Origin of the sequence: Aerococcus sp. HMSC10H05, from assembly GCF_001806975.1 — a bacterium.
GTDB classification, from domain to species: Bacteria; Bacillota; Bacilli; order Lactobacillales; family Aerococcaceae; genus Aerococcus; species Aerococcus viridans_B.
Genome location: NZ_KV786951.1, coordinates 1 through 12,672, shown reverse-complemented (window position 1 = coordinate 12,672; position 12,672 = coordinate 1). Strand labels below are relative to the sequence as shown.

Here is a 12,672-nt window from a genome sequence, read left to right as displayed (position 1 = left end):
AGTCTGGTCATTTTCTAAGATTATGTTTCATAAAAACCTTCAAGTACATTAGTCGCCTCTTTAGATAAGGCTAAATTTTGGACATGCGTATCATAGTTTTTAGTCAAATAAGAGAAGAATAGTAAATCAATCGCATAAAGTTGCGCTAGGAGTGATATTGTCGCCCCACTTCTTAACAAAGCTTCCTTAGTGTCAGCTGTCTGCAACCCAATGTCCGCTGCTTTAGCGAGTGTATTATCACCTGCTTTAGTTAAAGATACTGTGTTTAATCCTAATTCTTTAGCCATATTCATCATTACAGTGCCTTCATATTTTTCCCCGGAATTGGATATACCAATATATAAAGCGTTTTTCGGCGCAATAGCCATGGCTGCAGCTAATTCATGCTGATCTTGAGTTACCATTATTTGTTTCCCAATTCGGGTAAATTTTTGGCGGAAGTCTTCAGCGACAATATTTGATGCGCCTAAGCCATATAAGAATACTATTGGACTAGCCATAATCCACTCAGTGACTTGATCGATATCTTGATTAACAAGTGTGATATTCGTATCTGCAAAAACGACACTCGCGTTAGTGGCTAACTTTTCCTTAATCCTATCAAGGCTTTCATCAGGATCGATATCAGTATAATTCAAATTGCCGCTTTGACTAGTTTGTGCTGACAAAGCTAACTTCAACGCAGTAAATCCCCTCATACCAATCGAATGGCAAAAACGAATAACCCCTGCTGGACTTGATTTAGCTGCTTTGGCCAGATCGGTTGCATTCATCTGAATAACATCTTTTGGCTTCTCCAATATAAATTGACCAATCTTTTGCTCCGACCTGGGTAAGTCTTGCAATGTTTCATTGATTATTTGAAGGACATTTCTTGCCATTATGGCACCTCTCTATCATCTATCTTTTCACATTATTAAAGGGCCGCCAGCAAGGTGTTGACAGCCCTTTTTTCAGCTATTTATATCTTACTATAAATGTTCTATCGCATCTATTGTATTCAATGGTGAGCCTGTAATTTCACTTGGTGATTGGGCGGTTTTTGGAATTCCAAATAGATAAGTCAGTATGAAACCGCCGATATATGCTGCGACTAGCCCGATGATATATGCTGGCCATTGTCCATCAGCAATCAATGGAATCAAAGCAACTCCTGAAGGCCCAATTGCTGTGGCACCTACCCCACCGATTGCACCTAAAACTGCACCACCGATACCGCCTCCTAAACAGGCTGTTACGAATGGTCGACCTAATGGTAAGGTTACGGCATAAATTAATGGTTCTCCAATGCCTAGAATCCCTACAGGTAAAGAACCTTTAATAATATTGGTTAATTGTTTATTGCGACGACATTTCATCCATAAGGCGAAGGCAGCACCAACTTGTCCCGCTCCTGCCATCGCAAGGATTGGTAAAAGTACGGTTTTCCCTGTGGCTGCAATCATTTCAATATGAATTGGGGTAAGGATTTGATGTAATCCAAACATGACTAAAGGTAGGAAGGTTGCCCCTAAGATAAATCCTGCAAATGCACCACCAACTTGTAATATCCAGTTCAATGCCCCTACAAGTGATGTAGAGATAAACCCAGCGATTGGCATAATGAAGAAAATCGTTATCATCCCAACAACTAGTAATGAAATAGTAGGCGTTACAATGATATCTATGGCATCCGGAATAAATTTACGTAAGTTTTTTTCAACTAATGCTAAAAGATATACTGCTATGATTACCCCAATAACACCACCTTGGCCAGCTACTAGGTCGCCACCTGTGAAAATATTTGGTAGCGGGGCTTCAGGTAACATCCCTGTAAGATAAGTGACGCCGGCAACAATACCACCTAGACCTTCTGTCGCCCCAAAGACACGAGCAGCATTAATACCAATATAAATATTTAAGTAGAAAAATAAACCATTTTGAAGGATCTTGAGCACTAAGAAAATATTATCCCACATACCTGGTGCTAATGCGCCCGCTGTTAACATATTTTGAATAATGGAAGCTATCCCACCAATAATCCCTGCACCAACAAATGCTGGTATTAATGGTACAAAGATAGAAGCGATGACTTTTAATGCCCGTTTAAATGGTGTATCATTTTTTTGTTTTAGTTTATCCTTATTTTCTGAAGTTATTCTTTCAGCTTCACCTCGTCCAGAAGTCATGTCGGGATCAAGATTTTCTTGAACTGGTCTCCCTTGTTGAATGTGCCCTTGATCTGCCATGACGGTAGCTACTTTTGCCGCTGTACCAGGACCGACGACAACCTGTAGCGTATCTCCATCTTCAACCACACCCATAACGCCTTCAACTTGCTTTAAGGATTTTGTTTCTACTCGTTGGTTATCTATGATATGAATACGTACTCGAGTCATACAGTTATATACTTTACTGGCATTAGTTGGTCCACCAATATGTTGATAAATCGCTTGTGCTAATCTTTCTTCATTACTGATTTTACTCATTATACCCATCCCCTTATCAATTGAATACTTGGTTGACAAAGCCATCTGCAGATTTTATTTTTTCACTGGCAGCTTCTTGATCCAAATCCAATAGAATCATCACGATAGCTACTTTGACATTTTTATTTGCCGCTAAAAAGTAACTAGCAGCTTCTTCATAACTACAGCCTGTCGCAGCCATAATTATCCGTCTCGATCGTTCTTCAAGCTTCTCATTTGTTGCTTGTACGTCTACCATTAAATTCTGATATACTTTCCCAATACCGATCATCGAAACAGTTGATAACATATTTAAAATCAATTTTTGAGCAGTCCCTGCTTTTAGTCGTGTCGATCCAGTTAAAATTTCCGGACCACAATCTACTTCAATAGGAATTTGAGCATAATCACTAATTTTAGCTTGCTGGTTACAAGCGATTGATACCGTTTTTGCCCCAATGGATTGTGCATATTTCAACCCCCCAATGACATAAGGCGTACGTCCTGAAGCAGCAATCCCTACGACAGTGTCATGGGCCTTTAAATCTATTTTTTTAAAGTCTGCTTCTGCTAGCGTCAACGAATCTTCAGCACCTTCCACCGCTTCAATCATGGCTTTATCACCACCTGCAATGATACCAACTACTAAATCTTTAGAAACGCCAAAAGTAGGGACACATTCAGCTGCATCTAATACCCCTAATCGACCAGAAGTGCCTGCACCAAAATATATCAATCGACCACCAGCCTTGAACGATTGAACAATCATTTCAACAGCTTTTTCAATCTGTCCTAGGGCTCCAGCGATTGCCTCTGGCACCTTATGATCTTCCATATTCATTTCTTTTAGGACTTGTCTAACGGTCATTTGATCTAGATTCATCGTATTAGGATGACGTTTTTCAGTTGTTAACTGGTTAATCTTTTCACTCATCTATTAAATCCTCCATTTGTATTTTAAAAGCTTGACCAGGTCCAATAAATGTTATTAAGCATTTATCAGGGTCAATTATCTGACCAACCACATTTACTTTTTCGTCTTGAGGTAGATCGACTTTACATACCTGAATTTCCCCTTGATAACGCCCATATTTTTCATTATCAATTGTGATAGCACCTTTTGGTCTTACAATGGTATTGATAGGTTTTATAGTTGTATTTACGAGCATACGAGACTCTTGACTTCTCAAAACGAGTGCCGCTGCATCTTGTCGATTGGTATGGTTACCTAAAACTAACGGTAATTGTTCTGACACTGATTCACTTGCACTTTTGGCATTAATACAAATAATATTATTTTGTATATAGTCTTTGAATTGAAAAAGTACTTCTAGACTAATCATCGGATCTCCAATATAAACATCGTCGACATTACCATTGGTGATTAAATCTAAGGTGCTAGCTAAAGGATGCAGATTTCGATGTACTTCAACTGTTGGCAAGCCAGCATAGATTGGTCCTCTTTTTTTATCATCCGAAGCCACAAAGGCCATGATGCGTAAGCCCCTTGATTTTAAAAATCGATTATGCAGGTTAAATGTATGCATATCCAGACCCGTTTCTGGCCTTGGATAGTAATTATGCCAAGCCGTGATATTTTTTAAATTTGCTTGGTAAAGATGAAGTTGGTCGAGGTCTTGAGTCGTTAGTGTACTCGCATTCAATGCGATATGTATTTCTCTACTCAAACGTGCCACTATTTCCCAATCAATACCGTAATCAATCCTTAAGCCGGTTATTCCTAAATCAATGATGGGTTGAATATTATCAAATGTGCCACCAATTTTATTTAAACTAGTTCCTGAAATATCGACCACTAAAGATAGATCATTCCTCTTAGCAATCTTTCCTAGATCACGCATCCGACCTAGGTATTGCTGGTCGTCATCTTCTGGAATGTGAATTGACGTGAATATACCAGTAAATCCAGCATCAATCATCTGATCAATATCATTTTGGTTAATGGCTTCATTTAAATAAACCGAGAAACCATACATAATGTCACCCTCTTTCATTTTTAATTAGTGTTTATCCGGACATTTGAAAGCGCTTTAATTTTACTTCATTATATCACTTTGAAATATTTTTTCAACAATCAAAGAGTTTTTACTTAAATGCACATTTATTTAAAATTTAATTACAAAAAAAGAACTCAAGTTTACATCAAACTGTAACTTGAGTTCTTTAGAAAAAATATTTGATTATTCGTTAATGTTACCTAAACGTACTGTATCGCGAACGATTACTAACTCTTCATCCGTTGGAATAGTGTAAATTGCTACTTTTGAATCTTCACTAGAAATTTTCGCCTCGTCACGTGTATCATTTGCTGCTTCATCAATCTTCATACCAAAGAATGACATATGGTCATCAATGATTGCTGCACGTGTACGTCCAGAGTTTTCTCCTATACCGGCTGTGAATACAACTGCATCAACGCCACCCATTACCGCAATATATTGACCAATATACTTACGCACTCGGTCATAGAAGATTTCTAATGTAGTTTGTGAACGTTCGTCACCCTTATCTGCAGCATCTTCAACATCACGCATATCTGAAGATACACCTGATAAACCTAATAAACCTGATTTATTGTTTAAGATAGAAATCATTTCATCAATATCAGTGATATTTAATTTCTTCATTAAGAATTGAACTAGAGATGCATCGATATCACCAGAACGTGTACCCATTGTAATACCCGCTAATGGCGTGAATCCCATAGAAGTGTCAACAGATTTACCACCATCTACAGCAGTAATCGATCCCCCATTACCTAAATGGCAAGTAATGATTTTTAAATCTTCAATTGGTTTACCCATTAATTCAGCAGCACGATTCGCTACATATCTGTGAGAAGTACCGTGTGCACCATAACGACGAGCACCGAATTCTTCGTAGTACTCTAATGGAATAGAATATAAATAAGCTATTTCAGGCATTGTTGTGTGGAATGATGTATCAAAAACGCCAACAGCTGGTTTTCCTGGTAATACTTTTTGGAAAGCACGAATAGCACGAGCTTCTGGTCCGTTATGTAGAGGTGCAAATTCTGCTAATTCTTCAATTTTTTGGATTGCCTCCTCATCCAATAGTGTAGAGTCTTTAAAGACTTCTCCACCAGCTACCACACGGTGGCCAGTACCTGAAATTTCATCATAGCTAGTAATAATGTTTAAAGTGTTTAATTGGTCTAACAAGAATTCAGTAGCTACTTCGTGATCAGCTATATCTTTAACATCCTCAAATTTTTGACCTTCGCCATATTTGATAGAAATGTTAGAGTTACCAATTCCAATACGATCGATTTGACCTGATGCTACAACATCTTCACTAGGTACTTCATAGATTTTAAATTTCAAACTAGAAGAACCTGCATTTACAGCAATTACTTTAGACATGCTTTCTCTCCTTTATTATTAATCAATATTTTTATATAACTTTATTATAACATGATAACTTTCATTATAGTAAAGACATTTGGTCTCTACACTATATTTCATACATTTTTGCAAAGTAGATGAATATATGGTTATTTCATTTTTTCAAGAAAATTTTCAAAGGCTGTTAAGAATTTTGGCAATTCTTCTTTGCTCTTTAAATCAGGTATTTCCCCAACCAAGACATTTTCACTCTGTTTAGCTTTATTTCCTGCCTTTTGTACAAGTAAAATAGCTTTTCGTGATTTTTCATTATTAAAGAGATTAGTTGGTAAAGATAATAATGCTTGGAAATAACCGTATTCTCCAATTGCCTCGATCAGGGTTTTTATATTTTCATCTTGAATTAATCCAGCAGGCACAATATAAATACCCCATCCATTTGGTTTTAAGTAACGCAAACCTTGCTCAACCATTAAATAATGTACAAAAGCATGCTCACCTTCGCCACGTTTTTTAGCTGAAGAATATGTATCTGCTACTTCATCAACTGGGTAGTAACCTAAAGGCAAATCACCCACAATCAAGTCGCTAGGAGGGACAATTAGATTTTGGAGTGAATCTCCAAGATATAAATTTGCTGGGATATCTTGCAGACGGGTGGAAACGTCAGCGATCGATAATAATAAATCATCATTATCATAACCAAATCCTTGAATTTTATAACCCGCTTTCTTTAGTGCATTATAAACAATGGCATATAAATTACCTGTCCCCATTGTTGCATCAAATAAATTAATCACTATTTGATTCTGTTTAGTCTCCAAATAATTATGATCTATTAATTTTGTAGCAAAATAACCCATTAAAATCGCAATAGCTTCTGGTGTCATATGATAATTAGCTTGTAGTTGATCAGCTTTTTCACCTTCAATAAAAGCAAATTGGATGGCTTTACGAATGTCCTCAGCTTCAAAACTTTTTATATCAATTTTTCCGTAAATCTCTCTTAACTTTTCAGCTTCTTCATCGTTTGGACGTTGATCAATTTGTTGTACTTCGCCATCCACTAAATTCTGTAAAGATTCAAATAAGGCCTCTAGATATGAAAATGTTAAAGCTTCTTGTATCAAAATTGTTGAGTCATGCAGTACACCAAATAACTGGTTTATATTTTCTACTGACATAGTAGTTCCTCTCTCTCATTATGTTATTTCCTATTTTCAATGAATATTAGTTGTCTGTCAAACATCAGGAATAGAAAAAATTGAATATGGGCGTAATTTATCAGTACAATCCTCTCTCACATTCGTTATCCTATTTTACTTCGATAATATAATTGTATTCAGTAGTTATTAAACTAATCAATATTATTGTATATTTAGAGGCTTTTATAAAATGGTATGCTGACACTAATTTAGAAAGTTAGAACATCAAATAAGTAATTCAAATGTAAACATCATTGATTATCTAAAATAAAAAAAGTGCAATGCTCAAGATGAACATTACACTTTTTTACCCCTTTCCCTGATGGGAACAAAGGGCTAATCAACGTTGATATATCAACGAACTATTCAGCAGCAATTGGATATACAGACACTTGTTTTTGGTTACGGCCTTTACGTTCGAAACGAACAATACCGTCAACTTTAGCAAATAAAGTATCATCTCCACCACGGCCTACATTTACACCTGGATAAATTTTAGTACCGCGTTGGCGGTATAAAATTGAACCACCTGTAACTTCTTGACCATCAGCACGTTTAGCACCTAGACGTTTTGCTTGAGAGTCACGACCATTGGCAGTAGATCCGCCCCCTTTTTTTGTGGCGAAGAATTGTAAATCAAATTTCAACATGGAATAACCTCCTTTATTATTTCGTTGTTTTGGATACATGTATAAAGTCACTATAATTTGCTTCAACGTCCTCAGACAAAGCCAAATAGCAACTCATTAATAACATTTGAGCAAGTTGACCTTGATCGGTAGAAAGAGTCTTGGTTAACTCAATATACAAGTAACCGCCATTTTCTTCATCGGCTTCAATAAGCGGTTCGATATTTGCCATTCGTGTAAGATTATTCACCGTTGATAAGACAACTGCAGATACTCCAGCACAGACAATATCTTGCCCGTATTCTCCCGCAAAAGCGTGGCCAGAAACTTCTAAGCTAACAAATTGATCTTTCTCGTCAGTTTTAAAAATTGCTTGAATCATATCATCACGGCTGATAACTAGGCGTTGATTGAATCAATTACAACTTTAGTGTATGGTTGACGATGACCTTGCTTACGATGAGAGTCTTTCTTTGGTTTGTATTTGAAAGTAGTTACTTTCTTTTGACGACCTTGTTTTTCAACAGTTGCTTCAACAGTCGCACCTTCAACTAAAGGTGTTCCCACTTTCACATCGTCACCACCAACAAAGACTACTTGATCAAAAGTAACTTTATCTCCTGCTTCTGCATTTAATTTTTCAATGTAGATCGCTTGTCCAGCTTCAACTTTAATTTGTTTTCCACCAGTTTTAATAATTGCGTACATCTCACGCACCTCCTTATATAGACTTAGACTCGCCACGATACGTGGTCTTTCGACACTTAAAATACGCTATCATGTGCGGTTGCAGTGTGGTGCTCACACTTTTTACAACATCATATATACTATCAAAATAACTTAAACTCGTCAAGGAATTCATCATAATTAAGTTAAAACAATGAACTGCATTATATTCTACTATTTCGCAAAGTCAACCGATGACTCAATCCTTGTACCAATTTGTTTTCCAAATACAGTATCATGAGTAACAATCAATATCGCTTTACCTTGTTCTCTAGCTAAGGTAGTGATCAAAGCCCCAATTTGATCAGCTGATTCTCTATCTAAAGCTGAAGTTGGTTCATCAAAACATAACACACTTGGATTCAACATTAGCGCTCTTGCAATCGCAATACGTTGTTTTTGTCCTCCAGATAAGGTCGAAGGATATACATCTGCCTTATCAGAAAGCCCCACATCTGCTAATAATTTTTTTCCATCTTTAATCAGATCTGCTTTATTTTTAAGTCCTTGTGCCAATGGTGCTTCAATTAAGTTTTGGATGACTGTTAAATTTGGAAATAATTGATAATCTTGAAAAACCATTCCCAACTCATTTTGATAAGCTCGTCGTTCGCTATTTGAACTGTAAACTGCTTTTGTACCGTTATCTTTCGATAATATCTTTCCATTAATTTCAATTGTGCCACGGTCAGCTTCTTCAAGATTATTAATAATTCGCATAAATGTCGTTTTTCCTGTACCTGAACGACCAAGCAGAATGACTACTTCACCTGGGTTAATTTCAAAATCATAGTCTTTAATTACCTGATTTTCTCTATAAGACTTGTTTAGTCCTGATACCTTTAATGACATATGATAACCTCCCTATCACCATTTCAATTGATTTTCAAATTTACGTAATATATATGTTAAAACGGCCGTAATCACTAAGTAAATCGCTCCTGCAACTAAATATGGGACTAAGGACGCATAGGTATTCGCTGCAATATTTCCGGCTCTTAGTAGCTCCCCTAGCCCAATTACATATACTAATGAGGTATCTTTAATTAGAGAAATCACTTCGTTACCGATTGACGGTAATACGATATTTACAACTTGTGGTAAGATAATTCTTCGAAATCCACGAATTTTACCAATTCCTAACACAGAGATACTCTCATATTGACCGTCTGGTACTGCAGAAATACCGCCTCTAAATATTTCTGCAAAATATGCCGCATAATTAACCACATAAGCGAGAATAGCAGCAGGAAATCTATCTAAAGCAATGCCTATATATGGTAAGCCGAAGAAGATAACCATTAATTGTAGCATCAATGGACTACCACGCATAATGAAAACATATGTTTCTATAATAGCTTGCAACCATTTAGGACCAAAAACACGTAATATTCCTATCAAGAATCCGACCGGTACAGATAGCACTAGTACAATTGCAAATAATAATAAGGTTAATTTCAAACCATTTAATAAAGATGGTAATACGGTTACCACAATATTAGATGAATTAGAAGATTGTGATTCTTCACCAAACCATTTGGCAAAAATTTCATCATAGGTACCATTTTCTTTTAGTTCCTCAATTCCGGCGTCAACTTGATTTTTTAATTCAATATCCGTTTTTCTAAAACCCACACCCATGGGTTCAATGGAGGTTTCATCTACAAAGTATTCATACTCATCTAATGTACCTTTTTGATTTAATGTATATCTAGAATAAATATCACCAGCATAGATTGCATCTACACGATCAGCATCAAGATCAGCGAAAACTTCATTATAAGAAGGATATAAAACTGGCTCATTTGCTAACTGGTCATACAAGTCATTTGGCCATTCTTGCATAAAAGTCAATGCTGTCGAACCTGATTGTGTCGCAATTGTCTTTCCAGCTAAATCTTCTAATGATTCAATTCCCGATCCACTTTTACTAATAACCATTTGTCCTGACTCAATATAGGGCTTTGAGAATAATACCATTTCTTCTCGTTCTGCCGTAATTCCGTACCCATTCCAAATCATATCGATGTTACCAGAATTTAGTTCTGTTTCTTTTATTGCCCAATCTATTGGTTGGAAATCTAAATGCCATCCATATAAATCTGCAACAGCATTAGCTAGATCGACATCAAATCCAACCAATTCCCCTGAACCATCACGGAAGCCCATCGGTGCAAATGTATCATCTAAACCAATAGTATATGTTTCAACGTCAGGATCTTCAGTTGTTGCCTTCACTTGTGTCATACCATTTGTAAATATCAGACCTAAAGATAAAATAATTGCTAATATCCTATTCTTAAATTTATATTTTTTCATTGCTTTTACCCTCCAATTAAATAAAAAAACGCCCTTCTACACCAAACTACATTGGTATAAAAGGACGTGAAATAAACGTGGTTCCACCTTTTTTCATAGCAAACTCACGATTGCTATCTCTGTGTGTCAAAGATGACACTGTGATTAACGCTCACATACGAATTATCTTTAATAATTTGCTCTTGGGTGTGTAGATACGATTCTTATACCTATTCTCAACTTAGCTAGGCTCTCTTTAATAAGTCAGTCGTAACCTCTTCCAATCAACACTTTTCATATTTTAAACTTATTATAATCATTTTATAATTTTTAATCAAGTATTATTTTTCAAACCAGATGACTAATTTTTGAATTAACCAAATAAAAATAAAACCTAAGAATGCATTAAATAGTAGCGATGGTATATAGTTTTGACTTAAAAAGTAATAATAAGAACTATTGTGAATATCAATTAGATAATACAAAGCATAAATGAAATGCGTATAACCCGTATATATAATCAATAACCATAGCCAAATTGTATAGAAATTCATTGGTAATTTTTTAATCACAACTCTAGTTAAAATAACAATCATAGGAAATAAAAATAAATTCACACCAAGGATTGAAGAATAGTAAGCATCATATACAAATCCGATTAAAATACTTACGAGAAAAATATTTGAATCATTCATCAAATAAACGGCTAATAAAGTTATTACGATAAGCGTAAACTGAGGACTTATTTGAAAGTTCTCACTGCCTAAACTATAAGACAACATAGTCATCACGCTGCCATCTAGTAAAAGGATAAAAAAAACAAAGGTCGGTATCAAAAAATTATTTTTAAAGAAATGTAACATATTTACCCTCCTACTCTTGACTATCTGAAGAGACGGAAGATGTTTCACTAGCTTGGTCGTCACTATCACTTGAATTATCATTCAACGTCATCACTACAAGCACTGTTCGAATGTCTTTAAAATCTGCACTAGGTTTAACTTTAACTGATTGAGACAAACCAAAATTATCGGATTTTGCTGAAGTAACTTCTCCAATAATTAATCCCTCAGGAGATACGCCTCCTAATCCACTAGTTGTAACAGTATTCCCTTTACTAATTTGTGTATCGTTAGGCACTTGTTTTAAAATCAATTCTTGTGTCTTCTCATCATAGTCAGATAAAATCCCAGACACTATGCCATCATCAGTTTGGATGCTCACAGCAACATTCGTCATTTGATTATTTTCCGTAATTAATAATTGAACTTTTGAACTTGTTGCAGATACCTCTGTAATATGACCAACAAGTCCACTCTCTGTCATTACAGACATATTCTTTTCGATACCACTGTTGGATCCTACATCGATTGTAATTGAATCTAACCAAGTATCCGGTGATCTAGAAATAACAGAAGAAGCAATAACGTTTTTCCCAACCAAAGAAGGTTGCAAATCTAGTAATGCTGACAATTCTTCATTTTCACTTTGTAGAATCTCATTTTGAGCTTCTAGTTCTTCAAGTGAAAAAATTTGACTTTTCAATCGTTGGTTTTCTTCATACGTATTCATTAAATCGTTAATTGAGTCTGTAAAGCGCATCATCGCATTTGTTGGTGTAGACACAAATCTACCTACAACTGCGGTCACATCATTCACCCATAAAACTGGTTTGGGCATCTGTGATTGACTAAATATCGAGTAGGCAATCATACTGAATGAAGTGATGACACTAACAAGCAGGACAATTAATTTTTTATTCTCAAAAAATCGTCGCAATATTATCCATCCCTTCACTTACATATGGTATTTATTATAACAAAGTCTAAAGTTAATTTGTAATGTTTATCCACGCAAATTTATTCTTAATATTTCTTTTAGGATAAGCTTAAGACAAAGATAATTTATCAAAGCAAAAAAGAGAAGCTTTCGCCTCCCTTTTACATAATATGATGACCCGTACGGGACTCGAACCCGTGTT

13 protein-coding genes and 2 other annotated features are annotated in these 12,672 nt (G+C 35.7%); all 13 genes read right to left on the bottom strand.

From position 1 onward, the window contains the following. Positions 1-20 precede the first annotated feature (20 nt). The 13 genes from HMPREF3116_RS01430 to mreC all read right to left on the bottom strand — a co-directional run bounded on the left by HMPREF3116_RS01430 (position 21) and on the right by mreC (position 12,470). Positions 21-881 carry a MurR/RpiR family transcriptional regulator gene (locus HMPREF3116_RS01430; RefSeq protein ID WP_070467162.1) on the bottom strand — a complete coding sequence of 287 codons (861 nt, stop codon included), beginning with the start codon at positions 879-881 and terminating at the stop codon, positions 21-23. 90 nt (positions 882-971) lie between these two features. Beyond that, complete coding sequence (locus HMPREF3116_RS01425; RefSeq protein ID WP_070467160.1) at positions 972-2,468, bottom strand: PTS transporter subunit EIIC; 1,497 nt, start codon at positions 2,466-2,468, stop codon at positions 972-974. Positions 2,469-2,484: 16 nt separating this feature from the next. Continuing rightward, entirely contained in the window at positions 2,485-3,381 is an 897-nt protein-coding gene (murQ, locus tag HMPREF3116_RS01420) for an N-acetylmuramic acid 6-phosphate etherase (protein ID WP_070467159.1), read from the bottom strand. Then, complete coding sequence (locus HMPREF3116_RS01415; RefSeq protein WP_070467157.1) at positions 3,374-4,444, bottom strand: DUF871 domain-containing protein; 1,071 nt, start codon at positions 4,442-4,444, stop codon at positions 3,374-3,376. The genes murQ and HMPREF3116_RS01415 overlap by 8 nt, the downstream gene beginning before the upstream one ends. A gap of 204 nt (positions 4,445-4,648) precedes the next feature. Continuing rightward, positions 4,649-5,851, bottom strand: a complete 1,203-nt coding sequence (locus HMPREF3116_RS01410) for an acetate/propionate family kinase (RefSeq protein WP_070467155.1) — start codon at positions 5,849-5,851, stop codon at positions 4,649-4,651. A gap of 131 nt (positions 5,852-5,982) precedes the next feature. Further along, complete coding sequence (locus HMPREF3116_RS01405) at positions 5,983-7,017, bottom strand: class I SAM-dependent methyltransferase (protein ID WP_070467152.1); 1,035 nt, start codon at positions 7,015-7,017, stop codon at positions 5,983-5,985. A 383-nt stretch (positions 7,018-7,400) separates the two neighbouring features. Continuing rightward, positions 7,401-7,688, bottom strand: coding sequence for a 50S ribosomal protein L27 (rpmA, locus tag HMPREF3116_RS01400; RefSeq protein ID WP_070467150.1), 288 nt, complete (start codon positions 7,686-7,688; stop codon positions 7,401-7,403). A 16-nt stretch (positions 7,689-7,704) separates the two neighbouring features. Further along, positions 7,705-8,049 (bottom strand): ribosomal-processing cysteine protease Prp, encoded by a 345-nt coding sequence (locus tag HMPREF3116_RS01395; protein WP_070467149.1) that lies wholly within the window; start codon positions 8,047-8,049, stop codon positions 7,705-7,707. Positions 8,050-8,066: 17 nt separating this feature from the next. Continuing rightward, positions 8,067-8,375 (bottom strand): 50S ribosomal protein L21, encoded by a 309-nt coding sequence (gene rplU, locus HMPREF3116_RS01390; protein ID WP_070467147.1) that lies wholly within the window; start codon positions 8,373-8,375, stop codon positions 8,067-8,069. A gap of 15 nt (positions 8,376-8,390) precedes the next feature. Further along, positions 8,391-8,466 (bottom strand) — a sequence feature (ribosomal protein L21 leader region). A gap of 101 nt (positions 8,467-8,567) precedes the next feature. Beyond that, a complete protein-coding gene (locus tag HMPREF3116_RS01385) occupies positions 8,568-9,245 on the bottom strand; it encodes an amino acid ABC transporter ATP-binding protein (protein WP_070467146.1) in 678 nt (225 codons plus the stop codon). Positions 9,246-9,260: 15 nt separating this feature from the next. Continuing rightward, complete coding sequence (locus tag HMPREF3116_RS08720) at positions 9,261-10,712, bottom strand: ABC transporter permease subunit (RefSeq protein WP_083272708.1); 1,452 nt, start codon at positions 10,710-10,712, stop codon at positions 9,261-9,263. 57 nt (positions 10,713-10,769) lie between these two features. Further along, positions 10,770-10,988: a binding site (T-box leader), on the bottom strand. A gap of 44 nt (positions 10,989-11,032) precedes the next feature. Next, complete coding sequence (gene mreD / locus HMPREF3116_RS01375; RefSeq protein ID WP_070467144.1) at positions 11,033-11,554, bottom strand: rod shape-determining protein MreD; 522 nt, start codon at positions 11,552-11,554, stop codon at positions 11,033-11,035. A 10-nt stretch (positions 11,555-11,564) separates the two neighbouring features. Further along, positions 11,565-12,470 (bottom strand): rod shape-determining protein MreC, encoded by a 906-nt coding sequence (mreC, locus tag HMPREF3116_RS01370; protein WP_070467141.1) that lies wholly within the window; start codon positions 12,468-12,470, stop codon positions 11,565-11,567. Positions 12,471-12,672: the final 202 nt, after the last annotated feature.

Coding starts and splice junctions, on each gene's coding strand:
- HMPREF3116_RS01430 (WP_070467162.1), bottom strand. CDS start 881: ATGGCAAGAAATGTCCTTCAAATAATCAATGAAACATTGCAAGACTTA.
- HMPREF3116_RS01425 (WP_070467160.1), bottom strand. CDS start 2,468: ATGAGTAAAATCAGTAATGAAGAAAGATTAGCACAAGCGATTTATCAA.
- murQ (WP_070467159.1), bottom strand. CDS start 3,381: ATGAGTGAAAAGATTAACCAGTTAACAACTGAAAAACGTCATCCTAAT.
- HMPREF3116_RS01415 (WP_070467157.1), bottom strand. CDS start 4,444: ATGTATGGTTTCTCGGTTTATTTAAATGAAGCCATTAACCAAAATGAT.
- HMPREF3116_RS01410 (WP_070467155.1), bottom strand. CDS start 5,851: ATGTCTAAAGTAATTGCTGTAAATGCAGGTTCTTCTAGTTTGAAATTT.
- HMPREF3116_RS01405 (WP_070467152.1), bottom strand. CDS start 7,017: ATGTCAGTAGAAAATATAAACCAGTTATTTGGTGTACTGCATGACTCA.
- rpmA (WP_070467150.1), bottom strand. CDS start 7,688: ATGTTGAAATTTGATTTACAATTCTTCGCCACAAAAAAAGGGGGCGGA.
- HMPREF3116_RS01395 (WP_070467149.1), bottom strand. CDS start 8,049: ATGATTCAAGCAATTTTTAAAACTGACGAGAAAGATCAATTTGTTAGC.
- rplU (WP_070467147.1), bottom strand. CDS start 8,375: ATGTACGCAATTATTAAAACTGGTGGAAAACAAATTAAAGTTGAAGCT.
- HMPREF3116_RS01385 (WP_070467146.1), bottom strand. CDS start 9,245: ATGTCATTAAAGGTATCAGGACTAAACAAGTCTTATAGAGAAAATCAG.
- HMPREF3116_RS08720 (WP_083272708.1), bottom strand. CDS start 10,712: ATGAAAAAATATAAATTTAAGAATAGGATATTAGCAATTATTTTATCT.
- mreD (WP_070467144.1), bottom strand. CDS start 11,554: ATGTTACATTTCTTTAAAAATAATTTTTTGATACCGACCTTTGTTTTT.